19 protein-coding genes are annotated in these 21,046 nt (G+C 23.4%); all 19 read right to left on the reverse strand.

Annotated features, from left to right (window positions below):
- Nucleotides 1–22 precede the first annotated feature (22 nt).
- The 19 genes from AYC59_RS02035 to AYC59_RS02125 all read right to left on the reverse strand — a co-directional run bounded on the left by AYC59_RS02035 (nt 23) and on the right by AYC59_RS02125 (nt 20,796).
- Nucleotides 23–895 (reverse strand): tRNA 2-thiocytidine biosynthesis TtcA family protein, encoded by an 873-nt coding sequence (locus tag AYC59_RS02035; RefSeq protein ID WP_066894690.1) that lies wholly within the window; start codon nt 893–895, stop codon nt 23–25.
- A 47-nt stretch (nt 896–942) separates the two neighbouring features.
- Entirely contained in the window at nt 943–2,133 is a 1,191-nt protein-coding gene (coaBC, locus tag AYC59_RS02040) for a bifunctional phosphopantothenoylcysteine decarboxylase/phosphopantothenate--cysteine ligase CoaBC (RefSeq protein ID WP_066894692.1), read from the reverse strand.
- Between the two features lie 379 nt (nt 2,134–2,512).
- Complete coding sequence (locus AYC59_RS02045; protein ID WP_066894694.1) at nt 2,513–3,955, reverse strand: bifunctional ADP-dependent NAD(P)H-hydrate dehydratase/NAD(P)H-hydrate epimerase; 1,443 nt, start codon at nt 3,953–3,955, stop codon at nt 2,513–2,515.
- Complete coding sequence (galU, locus tag AYC59_RS02050; RefSeq protein WP_066894696.1) at nt 3,952–4,842, reverse strand: UTP--glucose-1-phosphate uridylyltransferase GalU; 891 nt, start codon at nt 4,840–4,842, stop codon at nt 3,952–3,954. The genes AYC59_RS02045 and galU overlap by 4 nt, the downstream gene beginning before the upstream one ends.
- A gap of 9 nt (nt 4,843–4,851) precedes the next feature.
- The gene (truB, locus tag AYC59_RS02055) at nt 4,852–5,697 is read right to left on the reverse strand and encodes a tRNA pseudouridine(55) synthase TruB (protein ID WP_066894698.1); all 846 of its coding nucleotides are present in this window, start codon (nt 5,695–5,697) and stop codon (nt 4,852–4,854) included.
- Between the two features lie 32 nt (nt 5,698–5,729).
- Entirely contained in the window at nt 5,730–7,241 is a 1,512-nt protein-coding gene (locus AYC59_RS02060; protein WP_066894700.1) for a sensor histidine kinase, read from the reverse strand.
- Entirely contained in the window at nt 7,228–7,902 is a 675-nt protein-coding gene (locus AYC59_RS02065) for a response regulator transcription factor (RefSeq protein ID WP_066894702.1), read from the reverse strand. The genes AYC59_RS02060 and AYC59_RS02065 overlap by 14 nt, the downstream gene beginning before the upstream one ends.
- Before the next feature lie 10 nt (nt 7,903–7,912).
- Nucleotides 7,913–9,235 carry a peptidase U32 family protein gene (locus AYC59_RS02070; RefSeq protein ID WP_066894704.1) on the reverse strand — a complete coding sequence of 441 codons (1,323 nt, stop codon included), beginning with the start codon at nt 9,233–9,235 and terminating at the stop codon, nt 7,913–7,915.
- Between the two features lie 14 nt (nt 9,236–9,249).
- Nucleotides 9,250–10,629 (reverse strand): replicative DNA helicase, encoded by a 1,380-nt coding sequence (gene dnaB / locus AYC59_RS02075; protein ID WP_066894706.1) that lies wholly within the window; start codon nt 10,627–10,629, stop codon nt 9,250–9,252.
- A 2-nt stretch (nt 10,630–10,631) separates the two neighbouring features.
- Nucleotides 10,632–11,084 carry a 50S ribosomal protein L9 gene (gene rplI, locus AYC59_RS02080; protein ID WP_066894708.1) on the reverse strand — a complete coding sequence of 151 codons (453 nt, stop codon included), beginning with the start codon at nt 11,082–11,084 and terminating at the stop codon, nt 10,632–10,634.
- 11 nt (nt 11,085–11,095) lie between these two features.
- Nucleotides 11,096–12,460, reverse strand: coding sequence for a DNA polymerase III subunit gamma/tau (dnaX, locus tag AYC59_RS02085; protein WP_066894711.1), 1,365 nt, complete (start codon nt 12,458–12,460; stop codon nt 11,096–11,098).
- 2 nt (nt 12,461–12,462) lie between these two features.
- Nucleotides 12,463–13,119: an HAD family hydrolase gene (locus tag AYC59_RS02090; RefSeq protein ID WP_066894713.1), complete on the reverse strand. Its 657-nt coding sequence runs from the start codon at nt 13,117–13,119 to the stop codon at nt 12,463–12,465.
- Entirely contained in the window at nt 13,119–13,829 is a 711-nt protein-coding gene (locus tag AYC59_RS02095; protein WP_066894715.1) for a hypothetical protein, read from the reverse strand. Before AYC59_RS02095 ends, AYC59_RS02090 begins: the two co-directional genes overlap by 1 nt.
- Nucleotides 13,819–14,634: a Rossmann-fold NAD(P)-binding domain-containing protein gene (locus AYC59_RS02100; RefSeq protein ID WP_066894716.1), complete on the reverse strand. Its 816-nt coding sequence runs from the start codon at nt 14,632–14,634 to the stop codon at nt 13,819–13,821. Before AYC59_RS02100 ends, AYC59_RS02095 begins: the two co-directional genes overlap by 11 nt.
- On the reverse strand, nt 14,631–15,329 hold the full coding sequence (locus AYC59_RS02105) for a pseudouridine synthase (protein ID WP_066894718.1): 699 nt from the start codon (nt 15,327–15,329) through the stop codon (nt 14,631–14,633). The genes AYC59_RS02100 and AYC59_RS02105 overlap by 4 nt, the downstream gene beginning before the upstream one ends.
- Before the next feature lie 114 nt (nt 15,330–15,443).
- The gene (locus AYC59_RS02110; RefSeq protein ID WP_066894720.1) at nt 15,444–15,809 is read right to left on the reverse strand and encodes a hypothetical protein; all 366 of its coding nucleotides are present in this window, start codon (nt 15,807–15,809) and stop codon (nt 15,444–15,446) included.
- 145 nt (nt 15,810–15,954) lie between these two features.
- Nucleotides 15,955–19,191 carry an FtsX-like permease family protein gene (locus tag AYC59_RS02115; RefSeq protein WP_066894722.1) on the reverse strand — a complete coding sequence of 1,079 codons (3,237 nt, stop codon included), beginning with the start codon at nt 19,189–19,191 and terminating at the stop codon, nt 15,955–15,957.
- Between the two features lies 1 nt (nt 19,192).
- Nucleotides 19,193–19,723: a hypothetical protein gene (locus AYC59_RS02120; RefSeq protein WP_066894724.1), complete on the reverse strand. Its 531-nt coding sequence runs from the start codon at nt 19,721–19,723 to the stop codon at nt 19,193–19,195.
- Nucleotides 19,724–19,734: 11 nt separating this feature from the next.
- Complete coding sequence (locus AYC59_RS02125; RefSeq protein ID WP_066894726.1) at nt 19,735–20,796, reverse strand: thymidine kinase; 1,062 nt, start codon at nt 20,794–20,796, stop codon at nt 19,735–19,737.
- Nucleotides 20,797–21,046 lie beyond the last annotated feature (250 nt).

The raw sequence follows: 21,046 nt of genomic DNA on the forward strand, positions 1-21,046 counted from the left end.
TTTGTTGGTACATGTTCTAACATTATATCTCCTTTTTTATAATTTCATAATTATCAGAATATGAAAATTTTTGTCCTTTGTATTTAAATCCAAGAATTTTCTCTATATTTACATTTAGAGTAGAAGTGAGTAATCTTTTCTTTATATCTGGATCATTTTTATAAATATTATCGATTAATTCTTTAACTTCTCTACGTTTTGTTGATGTTTTTTCAGCAACAACTGTACATCCGCAATTCATAGGATTAAGTCCATTATTTTTAGTAAATTTTATAATATCTTTTTCCTCAACATAATAAAGAGGGCGTATAAGTTCAATATTAAAATTATCGGACTTAAGTTTTGGTAACATAGTTTCAAATTTACTCATATACATCATAGACATTAGGGTAGTTTCTATAACATCATCTAAATGATGTCCTAAAGCTAGCTTATTACAACCAAGTTCAGTAGCCTTGGTATATAGAGAACCACGTCTCATTTTAGCACATAAAAAGCAAGGGTAATCTTTAGCGATTTTATCTGCAACATCAAATATGTTATTATCATATATTTCACAAGGTATATTTAAGTGATTAAGATTAAATTTTAAACTATCTAAATTTCTTTGATTAAAGCCAGGATTCATTGCGATAAAAATAACTTCAAAATTAATCTTTGAAGCACGTTTAAGTTCCTGAAATAATTTGGCTAGTAAAAGTGAATCTTTACCACCAGATATTGCAACAGCAATTTTATCATTTTCTTCAACAAGGTTAAAATCTTTTAAAGCTTTAATAAATGGAGACCAAAGCTGTAATCTATATTTTTTTTGAATACTTTTTTCAATTTCTTCAACAGGCTTTAGAGGCTTGTCGGAGAATACAATAGGGCAATTAGTATTACCAAGTGACATAATACTCCTTTCTTAAATTATACATAAGATACATTATCGGACCTAAACTACAATTTATCAAAAATATTAATTAATATAGATTTAGCTACAATATCTTTAGTATTCATTTCAATTTCTGATTCATTTAATTCTTTATCATAAATAAATACTTTATTAAGATCACTATCAAATCCAATTGCTTGGTTTGATATATCATTTGCTATAATATAATCTAGATTTTTATTTTTTAATTTTTTAAGTGCATTTTCTTTTAAATTTTGACTTTCAGCGGCAAATCCAACTAATGTAAAATCTCTAGGTTCGATTTTTGAAAGTTCAAATAAAATATCCTTATTTAGTTCTAAATCTAACTTTAATTCTTTCATTTCACTTTTTTTAATTTTATGTTGACTATAGTTTTTGACTTTAAAATCAGAAATAGCTGCAGCCATAATTATTAAATCTTGATTCTTGTGATAATTCATAACTTCATTATACATTTGTTCTGCACTTGAAACTTTAATAAATGTTTTCAAATGATTGGGTATATTTAAATTAGTATCTGTGCTTATTAAAGTAACATTTGCACCAAGAAAGGCAGCTTGCCTAGCAAGTGCATAACCCATTTTACCGCTTGATTTATTAGTTATGTATCTTACAGGATCTATTTTTTCTTTAGTTCCTCCTGCGGTAATTAAAATATTTTTTCCTTTTAAAATATTACTTTTTTCTAAATTAAACACGATTTCATCTATAATATCATTAACTTGAGGAAGTTTTCCTTTTCCTGTATCACCACAAGCAAGTAATCCACTATCAGGTTCTATTATTGTAAATCCATATTTTCTTAATTTTTCTAAATTTTCTTTACATGCAAATCCTTCATACATTCTTGTATTCATTGCAGGAAAAATTAGAGTTTTGTATGGATCTGTTGCAGATAATGTTGTAGAAATAAAATCATCATTTATCCCACAAGCTAACTTAGATATAATATTTAATGTTGCTGGGACAATAACTACTAAATCATTTTCCTTTATAAGGTTAATGTGTGTTACCTTTGTATCTTCTAAACTAAATAACTCAGTATGAACTTTATTACCTGTTAAAATTTGAAATAATAAAGGAGAAATTAATTTAGAAGCATTTTCACTCATTATAACAGTTACATCATATCCTTTCTTTTTAAGTCCAGAACAAACATCAAGCGCCTTATAACAAGCTATACCTGAAGTGACTGCAAGTAAGACTTTTTTCATATATATCAACTCCAATTAATTTTATTTAATTATACAATAAATATAGAAATTCTTCAATAGATGCAAATGGTTTACAAAATGACAATTCACTTTTTACTCACCAATTCACATTTTGTATTTTTAACTCACTTCCTCCTTTTATTTTAAAATAAAACAAATATTTGTAATGTATTTTTTTGAAATACACAGATATAAACGAAGTGAATCAAACAACCTTTTCACATTAAACTATTTAAGTTTACACTGCCATATGTTTGAAATATGAACTTTGTTGCGAAATTGCTACAAGATGTTTAATAGCTCTTATTTTAAGCCTATCACAGATGTTATATAAAAATAACTAGTAAAATAAAAAATAGAGATTGCTTTTTCACAATCTCTATTTGAATAATTCACTCAGATATTCACTTATATTGTTTAAAATATCTGTTGCATTAATAATATATTGTTTTTCTTTAAGTTTATCTGCAATATAGCCATGTAAGTATGATCCTATAATTGCTGCTGAAATTAAGTCATAACCTTGTGTACTTAAGGATGAAATTATACCTGTTAAGACATCGCCCATTCCTGCGTTAGCCATATACGGATTACCAGTATCTATAACATAAATATTAGAGCCATCAGTTATATATGTATTTTTACCTTTAAGAAGTATGTTTATATTATGATTTTGAGAATAATTTAAAATACATCTTATAGGGTCTTTATTTATCTCTTCTAATGAGTATCCACTTAATTTAGAAAATTCTCCTGTATGTGGAGTAATTAAGACATTCTTACTATTTTCAAAATTTAGTTTACAATTTATAGCTCCTGCATCTAGTATAAAGTTTTTATTTTTTTTATGTTCTTCAAATATTTGATATAAGTCGTCATTAAAGTCAACACCAGATCCCATTGCTATAGTAGTTGCATTTTTTAATTCTTCTATCTCCCCTACTTTTATAGCCTCGGGTATTTTATTTATAACTCCATTAATGTCCGATAATATATAAGTATAACCACAACCAGTTTTTACTGCAGCACTAGTAGCTAAATATCCAGCTCCTTCATATTTTTTACTTCCACATATTAAATATAGTTTTCCATAATCACTTTTATTTGTATCTATTTTTCGTTTGATTTCCATTTCTTTTATATCAGATTTTATAATAAGATATATATTAGAATAATCATTAAGTAAATTATTTGGAATCACAATTTTATCGATAACTTTAATATTACCTGTATATTTAAGCGAATTATAATTTAAAAAAGCTTTTTTATATGTCATAATACTAAGTGTTTTATCAGCTATTATACAAGCATTATATATATTACCTTCATCATTTAGACCACTAGGTACATCAATGCTATAAATAATATAATTTTGTATAGATTTATAATAATTTATTTTTTTAATTACAGTTGTTATATCAGAATTTAATTCTCTATCTAAACCTACACCAAATATAGCATCTATAACTATATCTACTTTTTGTAAATAAAAGTCAAGTTCTTTTATATCTTTTATTATAGGTATTTTTAATTTTTTACATCTATTCATATTTATAGAACATTCTGTAGTATAGTTGTCATTTTCTATTTTAAAAATAATAACATCTTTACCTAAAGTATTTAATAATCTAGCAAGAACATATCCATCTCCACCATTATTTCCAAAACCACACACTACTAAATATGTTTCATGATTGGTATTTATATATTCAAGTAGTCTAAATCCAACATTCTCCATTAATAATTCTTTGCTAATCTCATATTTATATTCTATATTATTATCTATAATTTTAGTAGTCTCTTTATTACCAACAATTATCATAATGTTTTAATTAATTCTTTTAGATATTCTTTTATTTTATCAGAAAGTTCAGGGTGTCTTAAACCAAATTCAACATTTGCTTTAAACATTCCAAATTTGTCCCCTGTATCATATCTTAGACCATTAAAATTATATGAGTATAGCTTATTGTTATTTTTTGACATTTTTAATATAGCAGGTGTTAATTGAATCTCACCATTTATAGGTTCTTCTTCTTTTAAATATTTAAAGATTTCAGGTTCTAAAATATATCTTCCAAGTGCAGCATATTCACTTGGAGCATCTTCTATATTAGGCTTTTCAACGAAATCTTCTATAATATATGTAGAATCATTTATTTTTTCTCCTGGTTTGATAATTCCATATTTGTTAAGATCTTTTTTAGGAACTTGTTGAACTCCTATAAAAGTACCACCATTTAATTTTTCATATTGTTCAATTAATTGTTTTGAAACAGGTATCTCACCTTTAGACTTATCAGTATAAATAATGTCATCCCCTAGTAAAACTAGAAAAGGTTCATTTGCAATAAAAGATTCTGCTCTTGTAATAGCATGACCTAAACCTAAAGGAAGTTTTTGTCTTACATAATACATATTTGTCATATTTGATATATATTGTATTTCATGAAGTAATACTGTTTTACCTGCTTCTTTTAACATTTGTTCTAATTCATAAGAATGATCAAAATGATTTTCTATAGATTGTTTATTTCTACCTGTTATAATTAGTATTTCTTGAATACCACTTTCAATTAGCTCTTCAACTAAATACTGAAGTGCAGGTTTATCAACTATACATAGCATTTCTTTAGGTTGAGCCTTTGTTGCAGGTAATACTCTTGTTCCAAGTCCTGCTGCTGGTATGATAGCCTTACGTATTTTCATAAAAATCTCCTATTTAAAATATATTTTTCTTTTTATATAATAATTATACCCTACTTTTTTTAAAATTTCTACAATACCAATAAATTTTGTGTTGTTATATACTTTTAAATATGAATTAACTGGATAATCATCATTAATTTTAATTATTTTTGTCATACCATTTTTTAATTCTTTGTATAAGGTATCATCTATATCAATTTTATTAAAATTTAAAATATCCTCAATATTAAATTTTTTATCAACATCATTTAGGGTAAATTTATCAATTTTTTCTCTAACTAGTTTAGTCATAGTGGCAAAATATTGAAGTTCTCTTCCTAAATCTCTAACTAAAGATCTAATATATGTCCCAGAACTTACATCACATCTAAATGAAATTTTGTTTTCTTTTAGTGTTATATCATATATATTTGATATATGAATATTTCTAGCTTCTAATTCAATTTCAATATTTTTTCTAGCAAGTTCATACAATTTAACACCATTTTTTTTAATTGCTGAGTACATAGGTGGAATTTGCTTGATATCACCTATAAATTTAGAAATAACCTGATTTAAAATATCTAAATTTAAGTTTATATTTCCATCATATTTATTGATTATTTCACCCTCTAAATCAAAAGTATCAGTTTCATAACCTAATTCCATTTCCACATAGTATGTTTTATCATGCTTCATCAATATATCAGAAAATTTAGTTGCATCATTTACCATAACTATCATTAATCCTTCAGCAAGTGGATCTAGAGTTCCAGCATGACCAATCTTCTTTATATTATTTTCTTTTCTAAATTTTTGTATATATGAAAAAGAAGTTATATTTTTAGGTTTATTTAATATAGATATATAGTCCATATTTCCCTTTCTAAAAAAAGGCAATTGATTGCCTAATTTTTTGTACATTCTTTAATTATTATAGATATCTTTGTACCTACATTTATTTTAGATTCAATTTTAAAACTTTGATTTTGTATTTCTATTATTTTTTTAAATATTGAAAGACCTAAACCATGTCCACCAGTATTTTTATTTCTTGATTCATCTATTCTATAAAATCTATCAAATATTTTATTAACATAATTTTCATCTATTCCATAACCATTGTCTTTTACAGAAATAATACCATTACCATTTTTATATTCAGTTGATATATATATGGTAGTACCTGAATCAGAATATTTCATAGCATTTTCTATAAGAATTCTGATAGATTGAAGTAATAAATTTTTATCAGCATAAAATTCAAAGTTATCATTATTTATTATTACAAATTTATGACTAGGTATTAAACTATAGTCTGCCTTTAATTGATTCATTATTTCATCAGAATTTATATATATTCTATTCATTATTTCAAGTTGATTTTCATCATTTTTAGAAAGGAATAATAATGAAGAAATAAGTTTAGTCATATTATCACTTTCATTCAAAATATAATCAATTGATTCAATTAACATTTCATTACGAGATTCTTTTTTTTCCTCATCAGATAATCTAGATATATATCTTCTTGATATTAATTCAGCATATCCTCTCATTATTGTAATGGGAGTTCTTAATTCGTGTGAAGCATCAGATATAAATCTTGATTGCTTATCAAAGGTTGCATTTATAGTATCTAACATTCTATTAATTATTTCTGTTAAGTCTTCTAATTCATCGTTAGTACCTGAATTCTTTATTCTTCTAGATAAATCACCATTAGATATTTCTTTAGATGTATTTATTATATTTTTTATAGGTTTAAGAATTCTATCACTAATAATTCTAGACATAAATAAAATTAATAATAATCCTGAAATTAACGATAAATAAAATAAATTTTTTAATATAGTCATTATTTTAATATTATGATCTACATTTTTAAGTATGTATACATCAAAGTTAGCCCCTTTAATATTCTTATTTATCTTAATAATTGAAAAATAGCTTTTTTTGTTATCTTGACTAAGTAAAATATTATGTGGTTTACTAGAAATATTTTTAAAATAAGTTTCTATATATTGAGTATCTACATTAAAACCTGTTGTATTAAGAGCAATTTGGTTTAAATTATTCTTGGTAGTTTTAATATGTAGAATATATTTAAAATCTTCATCACCTGGATCAAAAGGTTTTGCATAAACTATGTTTTCTCCCTTTATTTCAGGTTCAAATTTAAGTTTTAATTTTTTTTCTTTATATTTATTAGTAAAGGCTTCTAATTTTTCAAAATATAGTTCTACTTCATTCATTTTTAATTCATATTGCTTTTCTAAAGTAGAAGTATTTTGTCCGTTTAATATTAAAAACATAGAAGCTGAAGTTAATGTTGTTACCACAACAAAAACTAGACCAAACGTAAGTGTAATTCTATCTTTAATCCCTAAAGATTTAAAATGTATTTTATTTGAAAACAAATCCTATCCCTCTTTTAGTTTGTATAAATTTTCTTTCAAATGGTTTATCAATCTTGTCTCTTAAATATTTTATATAAAGATCTAATATATTATTATTACCTATTTGATCAAATCCCCAAACTTCTTCAAGAATATTATCTCTATTTAAAACTATGCCTTTATTTAAGACTAGATAGTCTAATAAATCGAATTCTTTCTTTGAAAGAGGTATTTGAACATCTCCTCTAAACACTTCATAAGCTGTATATGAAATTCTTAAATCTTCATATATGAAATCTTCTTTTTTCTCTGTCTTTTTATTTGCTCTTCTTAATAAAGCTTTAATTCTTGCAAATAATTCATCAAAAGAAAAAGGTTTAGTTATATAATCATCAGCTCCATAATCAAATGAAATAACTTTATCAGTAACTTGATCTTTTGCAGTTAAAAATATTATAGGTACATCCGAATCTTCTCTAATTCTTTTACAAACTTCAAATCCATTCATTTTTGGTAACATAACATCCAATAAAATCAAATCAAAATGGTTGTATTTTGCAGTGAGCAATCCTTCTTTACCATCATTTTTAATATCTACATCAAATCCTTCAAATTTTAATTCAGTTTCAAGAAGTTTTGCTATTTTAACATCATCTTCTATAATTAATATTTTCTCTCTCATATTCAACTCCTTATCCTTTATGTTCACAACCATCACATGGAGAACTTACAAATCCACTATTAGCTTGAGTAGTTTCTGAAACATCCATATCACTATCTGATACTCCTTCAGGTAATTTAACTCTTAACAGATCCATTTGGCCCATTTCAATATCTGTTTCAAGTATAGCAATGGTATTTGGGTGAACAATATCTTCATATTCATTTGTTTTTAAGTTTAATAATTTGTCTACTCTAAATTTAACAGGATCTTGTCCTGGTCTAATCAATTCTATTTCAATTTCATTTAATATCATTCTATTTCTTACTTGTATCTTATATTTATTTTTATCAACAACTTCCATAACATTTGCTACTAATTGGTAAGTTTGAGAATATGATGAACTTGTATTATAGTTTTGATCAAATTCTGAAGTTGACCCAAAATAAAATCCTGGTGAATAAAGTCTATGACTTATAGTTTGTAATTCATATAACCATTTAGGATCATATTTATAGTTACCTGAATAATATGAATCAAGTGCTTCTCTATATTGTTTTGTAACTGTTGAATTATAGTAAATACTTTTCATTCTTCCTTCAATTTTTAATGAATCTACTCCAACTTCTAATATTTTATCTATAAATTCTATGGTACATAAATCTTTAGCATTAAATATAAAAGTTCCACCTTCATCTTCAACTATATCATGAGCCCCAGTTTCTTCATGTCCTTCTGCAATAACCTTATAATTCCATCTACAATCTTGTGCACAAATACCACGGTTTGCATCTCTTGAAGTAAAGTAGTTACTTAAAAGGCATCTACCAGAAACAGCCATACACATGGCACCATGAATAAATACTTCTAATTCCATATCAGGTACTTTTTCTTTAATTTGTTTAATTTCATGTAGAGACATTTCACGTGCAAGTACAACACGAGTTGCACCCATATCACGATAAGCCTTAACTGTCATCCAGTTAGTTGCATTTGCTTGTGTGCTAACATGTATTTCCATATTAGGAGCATGCTCTCTAACTTGTTGAATAATTCCTAAATCTCCAACTATAACAGCATCAACTTTAATTTCATCTAAGAATTTTATAAACTTTGGAATATAATTAACTTCCTGATTATGTGCAAATATATTTAATGTAACATAAATTTTCTTACCTAATGAATGTGCATAGTCAACAGCTTCTTTTAATTCCCTATCAGCAAAGTTTGCAGACATTCCTCTTAAATTAAATCCACGTCCCCCTATATATACAGCATCAGCACCAAAGTGGAAAGCCTCTTTTAATTTTTCCATATTTCCTGCAGGTGCTAATAATTCTGCTTTTTTTATCATTATTTCCTCCCTAATTAGTCTGATATATTATTTGAATAATATTCATTTATTGTTTCTTTACTTGGATTTCTAAAAGTCTGTATACTTTTATCAAATAAAAGTAAAATATTTGCGGTACTACCACTTCTATGTTTTGCAAGTATAAGCTCTATTGGATCTAAACTATTTTGATCATTTTTATTTTGTACTCTATCTTTAGTGCTATATAAAAACATAACTTGATCGGCATCTTGTTCTATAGATCCAGACTCTCTTAAATCTGATAACATTGGACGTCCTTCACGTGATTCAACTCTTCTTGAAAGCTGTGAAAGTGCAAGTATTGGTACTTTAAGTTCTTTAGAAAGTAACTTAAGTCCTCTTGAAATTTCTGATATTTCTTGTTCACGTGTCCCACGAGAATTACTTCCAGTAATTAACTGTAAATAATCTATGACTATAAAGTCTAATTTATCGTATCTTCTCATTGCTTCTCTACACTTGTTTTTTATACTTGATATAGTTGAAGTTGCGGTAGCATCTATTAAAATATCTAATTTAGATAATTGATTTAAAGCCTGTTGATATTTCAACATCTCATCTTCATTTTGAATAAATGTATTATTTGAAATATGTGATGCTTTAACTTGAGATTGAATAGAAACTAATCTTTTTAATAATTCTTCTTCACCCATTTCTAAACTAAATATTAAAACTCTTTTTTTATTTTTTCTTGCTACATTTAAAGCCATATTTAAGGCAAGAGCAGTTTTTCCCATTGCTGGACGTGCAGCTAGTATTAATAATGTCCCAGGTTTTAATCCATTAGTTATATCATCGTATTGATGAAAATCTGTTTTAAGAGTTAAAACATCTTTATTAGCTAAACGTTCTTGTATACTTTGCATATCATTTTGTATAACTTCACTTATAGTCATTAATCCACTACTAGTTGTTTGATTTGCAAGATCACTTATATCTTTTTGTACATCTTCTAATAACTCATCAGCTGTCATTTTATTTTCTTCAATATTTCTATTAATCTCTCTTGCAAGATTTGAAAGTTTTCTTTTATTTGAATATTCTATCAAAGATTTAATATAGTAATCAATATTAGATGTACTATATGCAAATTCAGCTAAAGTTGAAATATATTCTAATCCTCCAACCTCTTCTATATAATTTTCATTTTTTAATATATCTACAAGTATAGTTAGATCTAGTTGTATATTAGAAAATTGATCCATATGGCTTTTTAATACTCTATATATTAATTGATTTCTTCTATGATAAAAATCTGTTTCTTTTACTTTGTAGCTAATGTCAACCAATAGATTAGGATCAACTATTAAAGAACCTATTATAGATTGCTCTATCTCTGTATTATATAATCTATTTTGAATTAAATCATCCATGATTATATCCCTTCAACATTTATTTTTAATATTGCTTTTATATCTCCATATAATTTTAACTCTACATTATGTAATCCAGTAGTTTTAAGTCTAGAATCAGATCCCATTTTCTTCTTGTCTATTTCTATATTAAATTCTTCTTTTATAGCATCTTCAATTTCTTTACTACCTAAAGAACCAAAAATTTTACCTTCTTTTCCTATTTTAACTTTCATATTAATAGTTCTTGATTCTAATAATTCTTTTAATTCTTTTGCATGTAATGTTTCTTTTTCTTTATTTTTTTCAATTTTATTTTTTTGATTTTCTAATTTATTTAAATTTTCTGGTGTTGCAGGAACTGCTTTATTTTGTGCAAAAAGAAAATTATTAGCATATCCATCTTTAACTTCTATTATTTGATCTTTTTTTCCTACACCTTTAATTGTTTCTTTTAATATTACTTTTACTTTCATAAATTTTCTCCTTATTTTTCAACAGCATTAAATAATTCTATTATTTTGTCTTTAATTTCATCTTTAAAATAGTTTTCAAATTCATCATTACTTATAATGTTAACATTAACTCCAAATTTATTATATATTTCTTTTTCAATAAAGTTTATTGTTTTATCATTATTTAGTAAAGCCGAATAATTATTGTTTTTATCTTTAAAATTAATAACTAAGGCATCACCTGTAAGTTCTATATCTGTATTTCTTAATAATTGATAATATTTAAGATGTCCCATTTTATTTATATGATCAATAAATTCGTTCCAAGTATCTTTAGAAAAAGTACTCTTAGTACTTCTTTCTATAGGTTTTGATTGAATTATCATTTTTTCTTCTTTTAATATTCTATCTATTATTAAATAAGATAATAATCTTTTATCTTCTTCATTTTTAAATTTAAATAAAACATCATATATATTAGATATTATTTTTATTTTAAATTCAACATCTATATCTTGATATTTTACAAACTTACAAAAATCTCTTAAAAATTGATCTATTTGTATACCTTCATTCCATAATTTATCTATTAAATTAATTATTTCTTCTTTATCTTTTTTTTCAATTAATTCTAAAAATGAATTATGTATAATTTTAGGTACAATACCTAATACTTTTTCTGTAAGTTCAACTGTTATTGTATTATTAATATAGTTTGACACAACTTGTTCAAATATAGAGAAAGAATCTCTTGCTGAACCTCCAGATTTTTGATATATCAATTCTAAACTATCATCATCTATATCTATTTTTTCTTGTTCTGCAACGTATTTTAACATATTTAATATATCAATTTCTGATATAGTTTTAAAATCATATCTTTGACAACGAGATATTACAGTATCAGGTATTTTTTCTACCTCAGTTGTTGCAAGTATAAATATTACATGTTTAGGAGGTTCTTCTAAAATTTTTAATAAAGCATTAAAGGCTTCTTTAGTTAACATATGAACCTCATCTATTATATATACTTTTTTTCTACACTTAACAGGTAAATAACCAGTACTTTCTTTTAATTCTCTTATTTCATCTATACCTCTATTTGAGGCAGCATCTATTTCTATAATATCATGAGATATACCTTTAGTTATTTCATTACAGTTTTCACAATCACCACAGGGATTTGAACTTTGACCATTAGTTAGGCAATTAACTCCTTTTGCAATAAGACGTGCAATAGTAGTTTTCCCAACACCACGAGGTCCATTAAATAAATATGCATGAGACAATTTATCGTTATCTAAACTATTTTTTATAGCTCTAACAATATGTTCTTGACCATATAGTTTATTAAAACTTTGTGGTCTATATTTTCTATATAGAGTAATATTTTCCATATTTATATCCTTTCACACTCATTTATGAAATCTAATAAATTATCAAATACCTTCCATGTTAAATTTCTTATTTCTTCTGTTGGAACTAAAATATCTGGTATCATTATAGGGAAAGCTCCTGATTTATTTGCAGCTATTATTCCATTAAATGAATCTTCAAATATTATAGTTTCTTTAGGTGATATATTAAAATATTTCATGGCTTTTATAAATATCTCAGGGTCTGGTTTAGAATTAACTACATCTTCTCCAGAAATTATATAATCAAAATATTCAAATATATTCGCATTTTTAGTATATAGTTCTATCATTTCTCTTTTAGATGATGAAGCTATTGCAATCTTTATATTTTTAACCTTTAAATATTCTAAAAGTTCTATAACACCTATTTTCATATTTAAATTTCCATTATTACTTGAGTTTATAAGCTCAGTCATAAGTTCGTTATTAACTAAATCAAAATCTATATTTGGAAATTCTGCTGTATAATATTCCCTAACAGATTTATGATTTTGACCTAAGGTTTTAACAACTTGTTCTTTATTCAAATTATGACCATATTTTTTGAAAATTTTAGGAAAAGTATTTACATATAGATTTTCTGAATCAAATATCAGACCATCCATATCAAATATTGCTAGTTTTATCCCATCTAACATTATAAAATCACCTTTAGATTTCTTTTTTGTTCTTCTTCTAAATATTCAAACATAATATTAGGTTTTCTTGAATGTTTAAATAAAGTTGTAAATTTACCTTCTTTTTTTAAATCTTCCATTAAGTAATCACCTTTTTTAATATATCCCTCAAACTTAGGATCTTCTTCTTTTAATTGATAAATTACACCATATATTTTTTCTAAGTTTAAAGTATCAAATATTTGTACTAGACTAGATTTTACCTTTTTAATTTTATTTAATTTTGAATAATCTGTAACAACATATATACAACTGTTTGTCCCTACAGATAATCCAAATAATGTTTTATTTATTTTTTTAAGTTCATATTCTATATTACAAGCTAATATATCAACTAATATATCATCATATAGATTTTCTTTTTCTTCAAAATCTTCAAAATTAATTTTATCTTTTAAAAGTTCAGAAAAATCTGAAGTTAAATTTTGAAGTCCTTTAGTATACATTCTTCCATTATTATTATGGAAATAGCATTTAAGGTTTTCAGATAAATAATAATAAAAGAAAATTTCAAATTTATTTATTTCATTTTCAGTATCTTCAAATCCAAGATATTTTAAACATGCTTCATTTTTATTTTCAAAGTATAATTTTTCTGCTTCTTTATATTCTTCCATATTTATATCTAATATTTTTGCTATTTGCTCTAATCTTTCATTTTCACTCATCATATTTAACACCTTTCAAAAGTTTTATAAAATCTCCACTTGTATCTACTTTATCTATATACTCATCTATACTAGGTTCAAGTATATTCATGATATAAATATATAATTCATTAATATGTGTTGAATTAATTTTTATACTTTCATCATATATTTCTAAAAAAGAAATTATTTCAAATATAGCCAAATAAATACCGTTTATAGTTTTTGAATTATTTAATCTGCTTTTCTTTAAAAAACTTGTATCAACTGGATTTATTAAAGTTTCTATTGCCAGTTCATAATTTATATTAAGATTTAAAGGATTTAATTCATAATCATTACCAATTTGACTAGTATTTATTACACAATAAATACTATTTAATCTAGATACTTCTAGATTATTTACATAATAATCTCCTTTTTTTAAATTATATGATTTATTCGTGTCATAGGTAACTATTTTAACTTTAATATCATCAAATTCATTTAAACCACTATATATAGATTTAAAAAATTTTGAATTTTCAATTATTAATACTTGTTTATTATTTAAATCTAATTTAAAATGTTTTATTAATTTTCTAAAACTTTTTTCTTTTAAATCTATACCATTAAATTTGTTATTAAAATAGAAAAAATTATTATTATCTTGAATATTATGATCAAATAATAAATATTCATATTTCAAAAAATATTCATCAATATTTTCAGATTCAAAGTTAATTCTTTCTAAATCAATATTTTTATTATTATCTTTAAGTATTCTGTCTAATATTAATTTATATACATCATATTTATATCTATCTAGAATAAAAGCTACTTTTTTCATAAATTTAATAGACCTTTCAATTCTTTTTCTGTAAGTTCTCTATACATACCTAATTTTAAATTATCATCAAGTTTTAAAGTCCCCATTTCAAGTCTTTTTAAATAAGAAACTTTATTATTAACAGCTATAAACATTCTTTTAATTTGATGGAATTTTCCTTCTGTTATACTTATATTTAAACTTTTATCATCTAATAATTCTATTTTAGACTTTTTGGTAATATATCCATCTTCAAGTTCTATACCATTTTCTATTTTTTCAATGTCTAAAGTGTCTATTGTTTGTTCAAGTTCAACATAATATTTTTTAGTAACATGTTTTTTAGGTGATAATAAATTATGAGCAAGATTGCCGTCATTAGTTAATAAAAGTAAACCTTCAGTATCAATATCTAATCTTCCTACTGGGAATAAATTATATGTTTTAAAATCAGAAACTAAATCTAAAACAGTTTTATGATTATTATCCTCAGTTGCTGATATATATCCTTTAGGTTTATGAAGCATGATATATCTATATTTTGTATAGTTAATTATATTGCCAAGATATGTTATAGTATCTTTATCTTCATCAACTTTTTCATCTATTTTTTTAGCTACAATATCATTTATTTTTATTTGCTTATTTTTAATAATTTCTTTCACTTCTTTTCTAGTACCTATACCAGAATTTGCTAAAAATTTGTCTAGTCTCATAATTCACCTTTTTAACATTATTTTATACTTTATATTTTACAGCATATCTAAGTTTTTTGCAAATATAATTAAAAGGAATGTAATTCTTCAATTAAAGAAAAACATTCCTTTATTTTATTTATCTATTTGATAATTTCCAGGATTTGCATTTTTATTCTTTTCAAATATAAAATCAAGCAATTCTTTTATTTCTTTAGTAGTATTTTTAGGTAAATTATCCAAACTTTGATTATCAATAATATTATTTTTAATTTCTTCCTTTAAATTTCTAAATTCAGAACTTGATGTTGAATATTTAACACCGTTATTATCAACTTTATCAAAATCTATAAATAATATTTTTGAATTTTTTACTATAATCTTCATAGTTAATGTATAATCATTTTTCTTATGAGTAACTTCATATTTACCATCATTAAAGTTTGCTGCAAATGTATTAATTCCAAAAATTAATAAAGCAAACATAATATACTTTTTCATACTTCCCTCCTATATGTATTTTAGCATATTTAATAATATATTTCAATTAAATACACCTCTACTTATATTTGATAAATACATTATATTACTTTTTACTTTAATATATAATTATATTTCATATGTTTTAGATTAAATTTTCTTTGTATTACTCCATTTTTAATGATTCTACCATATTTATCTTTTTCAATTTTCTATGTATAAGTGACATTGATATAATTGAAAAAATTAAAGTAAGTATAAATGAGTATAAATAAGGACTATATCCTACTTTATCTACAAAAACCACATTAGTTTGTTCCATAGATTTTAGTATGATTTTATGAAAAACATTTCCCATAATATATCCAAAAAATATACCAACAAAAGTAATTAATATTATTTCTCTATATATGTATAATGATACTTCTTTTTCATAGAAGCCTAATACTTTTATAGTTGCTAATTCTCTTTTTCTTTCTGAAACATTTATTTCAAGTAAAGTATATGTAACTACTATTGATATAAGCCCTGCAAGAGAGATTATAAATAACACGATAAAGTTTAAACTATTACTTATTTTTTCAAATATTAATCTATAACTTGAATTTATAGAGATATTTTGTATTTTATTATTATTTAATATATTTTCATAATCTATATTATCACCTTTAATAAGTAAACTTTTAGGGTTATACTTTTTATTAGTCGACATTTCATAATAATTTTTGTTCATATATATATAATTTGAAAAATAGTTTTGAGAGATATATTCAATTTTAAATTTAAAACTATCATAGTAAAGGTCTGTAAATTCTAATATATCACCTATATTGTATTTATATTTTTTTACCAATCTATCAGTTATAACTATACCCTTGTTATTTATAGATATTTTATTATTGTTTATATCATATATATTAATAAATTTTGAAATATCGTCTGTATCAAATATATATGCTATTACTGTTTCATTATTTTTAAACTTTAAAGTTTTTATTTCTACATCAAGAATATCATACTTTTTAGATAAAGTATTTTTTATGTTGACTAGATCGTCTATTTTTAAGTGTTCTTTAAAATTAATTTCCCCATCAAATGTTCTAATATTTTCAAATTGTATATTTGGTATTTCTGAAAATGAATTTTTAATAGCAAAACCTAGGAATATTAAAGATGAACATCCTATTATTCCTAATAGATTCATTAACATTCTACCCTTATATCTAAAAATATTTCTAATTGTTATTTTATTTATAAAGTTTAGTTTATTCCAGAAAAAACTTAATTTTTCAAGTAATATTTCTTTACCATTTTCATTTGGAACTTTAGGTTTTAATAAACTTGAAATTTCAGTATTTATTTCATTCTTTAAGGTTAAATATACAGATAATATACTAGATAATAAAATAAAAACAATTACTATTAATATATGAATTAAACTATATCCTATATATAGATTACCAAATAGTGTTATTGATCCTGCTTTAAAACCTACATATATAACTTTAGGAAGTATATATATACCTATTAAAATACCCGAAAATAGACCTAAGCTTATAGGCACTAATGCGTAGATTAAATACTTTAATAAAATATTTTTAGCTTCATATCCTAAAAATAAGTAAGTCCCTATTATATTTCTTTCTTCATTTATCATACGAGTCATTGTTGTATTTGTAACTAGTATAACTATTAAAAAGAAAATTATAGGAAATATTTTTGATATAATATTTAAACTATCAGTACTATCTGTGAATGATATATATGATGAATTATCAAATATTGTATTTATTAAGTATATGGGTTTTGTATTTTTAAGTATCTTAATATTTTCACTTATTTTAGTTTCATTTTCTTTTAATTTGCTTAATACATCACTCTTTTTATTATTAAATTCTTCTAATCCTTTGTTTATTTTTGTTTCTGATTCTCTTATTTTATTTTCTGAATCTAATATTTTTTTATTATTTATATCATATTCTAAATAATATTTATTTTTCTCTTGTTCTAATTTTTTTTTAGAATTTATTAATTCAAAATTACCTGTAAATAATTCATTCTTTTTATTTATTAATTCATCTTCTTTTATTTTTATATTTTTTTTAGCTTCTTCTATTAAATTTTTAGAATCATTAATTTCTTGCATTTTAATATTTAAATTTTCTTTTTCATCATCTATTTTTTTAAGTCCTTTATCAATTTCATCTAAACCATTTAATATTTTAGTTCTATTATCATTTATAGTTTTTTGAGATAAAAATATACCAGATTTTAAACTATTAACATATTTTAATTTATCCTCAAGATCATTTTTCTTTGAGATTAATTCATTTTGAGTTTTATTTAAACTTTCAAAACCTGCATTAATTTTTTCTTCCCCATCTTTTATATTAAGTTCATTTTTTAATATTTCATTTTTTTTACTTTTTATTAAAGATAATCCTTGATTAATTTGATTATTTAATTCATTAATTAATAATTTTGATGTTTGTATTTTATTTTCACCATCTTTAAATTTATTTGGGGCATTTATAAATTCTGTTTTTTTATCATTTAATTGAATTTTAGAAACAGAAATCTTTTTTTTAGAGTTTAATAATAAGTTTTCTTTATCTTTTAGTTTTGTATATCCATCTTTTATTTTTTGATTAGCATCATCTAATTCTTTTAATTTTTTATTTATAAATATATTTGTATAATTATCTTTATTAGAATAAATAAAATTTTCAAATTTAGTTTTTTGAGTATTTATATATTCTTTATATCTCTTAGAATAAATTTTTAATTCTTCTGTATTTTTAAGCTTCAAGTTTATGAAATTAGGTTCAGTATCATTAAAATATTCATCTATAGTATATGCAACAATTTCAGATATTGAATAAGAATTAAAAGTAATTTCAGAACTATCTACTAATCTATTTATAGGGTTTTCAAAATATCCTGTAATTTTAAATGTTTTATTATTATCTAAATAAATTAAATCTCCTATATTATATTTATCTTTAAATTTATATTCTATTAATATTTCAGCAACAGTTTTAGGATATTTACCTTCTATTAGTTTAATTTTAGATATTTTTTTAGGGATAGAAAATAGATTAAAAACCTTATGACTATCCCTTAAAAAATATTCTTTATTGTATCCTTGTTCAAAATAGTCTATGTAGTCTATTTTTGACAAATCTTTTAAACTATTATTATCAAATGTTGCCGTAGATAATAGTTTTATGTCTGCAACATTATATTCTTTATATAGTTTATTTATAGTTTCTTGCATATCGAAACTTAAAATATTTAGTGCTATAAATGTTGAAACCCCTAATAAGGTTATTAAAAATAAAGATAAAAATCTTGTCTTAGAATTAAAAACTTCTCTAAATATATCTTTATTTAAATTTTTCATATTACTCACCTAATTCGTGATAATAATCATTAAGTCTATAAATAACATTTTTTAGACGAACTTTAAACTCCTTTGTGACTTCATTTTCAATTTCTTTTTTATTAGAAACTGACAATAAAAGGTATTTTTTATTATTCCCTTCCATAACCTCAACAGTTTTTGCAGTTTTAATTATATTGTTATTGCTTAAAAGTTTTGCTGTAATTTCATCAGCAAATTTATACATAGCTTTACTATCAAAATCTTTACCACTTAAATTAGTTCCTTCTAATAGTGATATAAGCTTATTTTCTACTACTTTTTTAATAAGTTTTTCCATACCCTCTAATGAATCTTTACGTGCTTGTTCTACATTTGATAATCTATCAGATGTTACTGCAAGATCTTTATAATAATCAAAAGAATCTTTCATAACTTCTATAGTAGATGAACTTGTAAAAAATCCTTTAAAATAGTTATCCTCAGATAACACAGTATATGAAAAAGAATTTATTGAAACAAGTCCAAATAAAATTGCTAAATATTTTTTCATAACATACCCTCCTATATTTTTGTTGCATTAATTTTTAATATTTCATTTATATTTTGTAATACTTCTTCTTTTTCAGATTCTTCATTTTCACGAGTTTTTGTATAATATATATCGTGTATATTTAAATCTGCTTTTTTAATAGTCTCATAAGAAATTAAAACTTCATTAATTAACCCTTTTCTATTTCTAGAAATTAAAATAACTTCAGAATTTTTTCTGTATTCTGACATAAAGTCAATTATAGTATAATCTCCTTGTATAGGCATTAATGGACTTCTAACTATTCTAATAAATAAAATATCATATTCTTTGTTATATTCATTAACTAAATTTCTTAGTTCAATAACACTTGAATTTTGTTCAAATATTTTAATTGACTTGTAAGTTAAATTAGAATTTTTACTTAAAATATAGTTTTCAACTTCTTCTTTACCCGCATTAATATCTGTACCGTATAAGAAGTAAATTTTTCCAAGTCTGCTATCTCTATCACGAATTATATGATGCCTTCTACATCTTGCTTCATAATTCTCACTAGCTCCAACCATAACTATTGGATCATCTCTAAATGCCGGTTCTCCATTAATTAATCTTTGACTAGAATGAGCTTCTTTACCACAAACCATACATATTGCTTTTAATTTATCTACAGTATCGGCTATACACATTAATTCTGGCATAGGATGAAAAGGCTCAGCTTTAAAATCTAAATCAAGTCCTGCAACTATAATTCTTTTTCCTAAATCTACATATTTCTTACAAAACTCTACTACATCATTACCGAAAAATTGAACTTCATCTATTCCTATAACTTCTACATCTGGATGATTTTTTAATATATTCTCCATATCTTGAATATTAGAAGCTGGAAATGCTTCTATACTATCTTTACTATGAGAAAATATTCCTTTATCACCATATCTTTTATCTATGGCATGCTTAAACACTATAGTGTTTTGTTTTGTATATGTTACCCTTCTTAATCTTCTTATTAATTCTTCACTCTTACCAGAAAACATGCTTCCACATATTACTTCTAATCTTCCAACATTATCACTATTTTTTAAATACATTTTTCCCTCTCTTACAATAATAAATTATATTAAATTATACCATTTTTATAATTAATATTCAATTTTAAATAAGATATTTTGTATATTAAAAAAACAAATGCAACACGCATTAAAATATTTTTCTAAAATTCAAATATCAAATGCAACATCATTTATATTTTTTTATTATCTGTATATGATATAATATATTATCTGATTCTAGTTAGCTTAACTAGTTCAGGGTGTACAGCCTTTAATGATAATTTATTAA

This window comes from Pseudostreptobacillus hongkongensis, from assembly GCF_001559795.1.
Lineage (GTDB): Bacteria > Fusobacteriota > Fusobacteriia > Fusobacteriales > Leptotrichiaceae > Pseudostreptobacillus > Pseudostreptobacillus hongkongensis.

What these genes read in the sequence shown, in the direction of transcription:
- AYC59_RS02110 (WP_066894720.1), bottom strand. Translation starts at nt 15,809, where the DNA reads ATGAAAAAGTATATTATGTTTGCTTTATTAATTTTTGGAATTAATACA.
- AYC59_RS02070 (WP_066894704.1), bottom strand. Translation starts at nt 9,235, where the DNA reads ATGATAAAAAAAGCAGAATTATTAGCACCTGCAGGAAATATGGAAAAA.
- AYC59_RS02125 (WP_066894726.1), bottom strand. Translation starts at nt 20,796, where the DNA reads ATGTATTTAAAAAATAGTGATAATGTTGGAAGATTAGAAGTAATATGT.
- AYC59_RS02090 (WP_066894713.1), bottom strand. Translation starts at nt 13,119, where the DNA reads ATGTTAGATGGGATAAAACTAGCAATATTTGATATGGATGGTCTGATA.
- AYC59_RS02105 (WP_066894718.1), bottom strand. Translation starts at nt 15,329, where the DNA reads ATGAGACTAGACAAATTTTTAGCAAATTCTGGTATAGGTACTAGAAAA.
- AYC59_RS02100 (WP_066894716.1), bottom strand. Translation starts at nt 14,634, where the DNA reads ATGAAAAAAGTAGCTTTTATTCTAGATAGATATAAATATGATGTATAT.
- AYC59_RS02120 (WP_066894724.1), bottom strand. Translation starts at nt 19,723, where the DNA reads ATGAAAAAATATTTAGCAATTTTATTTGGACTTGTTTCAATAAATTCT.
- AYC59_RS02065 (WP_066894702.1), bottom strand. Translation starts at nt 7,902, where the DNA reads ATGAGAGAGAAAATATTAATTATAGAAGATGATGTTAAAATAGCAAAA.
- AYC59_RS02045 (WP_066894694.1), bottom strand. Translation starts at nt 3,955, where the DNA reads ATGATAATTGTTGGTAATAAAGAGACTACTAAAATTATAGATAATAAT.
- AYC59_RS02115 (WP_066894722.1), bottom strand. Translation starts at nt 19,191, where the DNA reads ATGAAAAATTTAAATAAAGATATATTTAGAGAAGTTTTTAATTCTAAG.
- truB (WP_066894698.1), bottom strand. Translation starts at nt 5,697, where the DNA reads ATGGACTATATATCTATATTAAATAAACCTAAAAATATAACTTCTTTT.
- galU (WP_066894696.1), bottom strand. Translation starts at nt 4,842, where the DNA reads ATGAAAATACGTAAGGCTATCATACCAGCAGCAGGACTTGGAACAAGA.
- coaBC (WP_066894692.1), bottom strand. Translation starts at nt 2,133, where the DNA reads ATGAAAAAAGTCTTACTTGCAGTCACTTCAGGTATAGCTTGTTATAAG.
- dnaB (WP_066894706.1), bottom strand. Translation starts at nt 10,629, where the DNA reads ATGGATGATTTAATTCAAAATAGATTATATAATACAGAGATAGAGCAA.
- rplI (WP_066894708.1), bottom strand. Translation starts at nt 11,084, where the DNA reads ATGAAAGTAAAAGTAATATTAAAAGAAACAATTAAAGGTGTAGGAAAA.
- dnaX (WP_066894711.1), bottom strand. Translation starts at nt 12,460, where the DNA reads ATGGAAAATATTACTCTATATAGAAAATATAGACCACAAAGTTTTAAT.
- AYC59_RS02035 (WP_066894690.1), bottom strand. Translation starts at nt 895, where the DNA reads ATGTCACTTGGTAATACTAATTGCCCTATTGTATTCTCCGACAAGCCT.
- AYC59_RS02095 (WP_066894715.1), bottom strand. Translation starts at nt 13,829, where the DNA reads ATGATGAGTGAAAATGAAAGATTAGAGCAAATAGCAAAAATATTAGAT.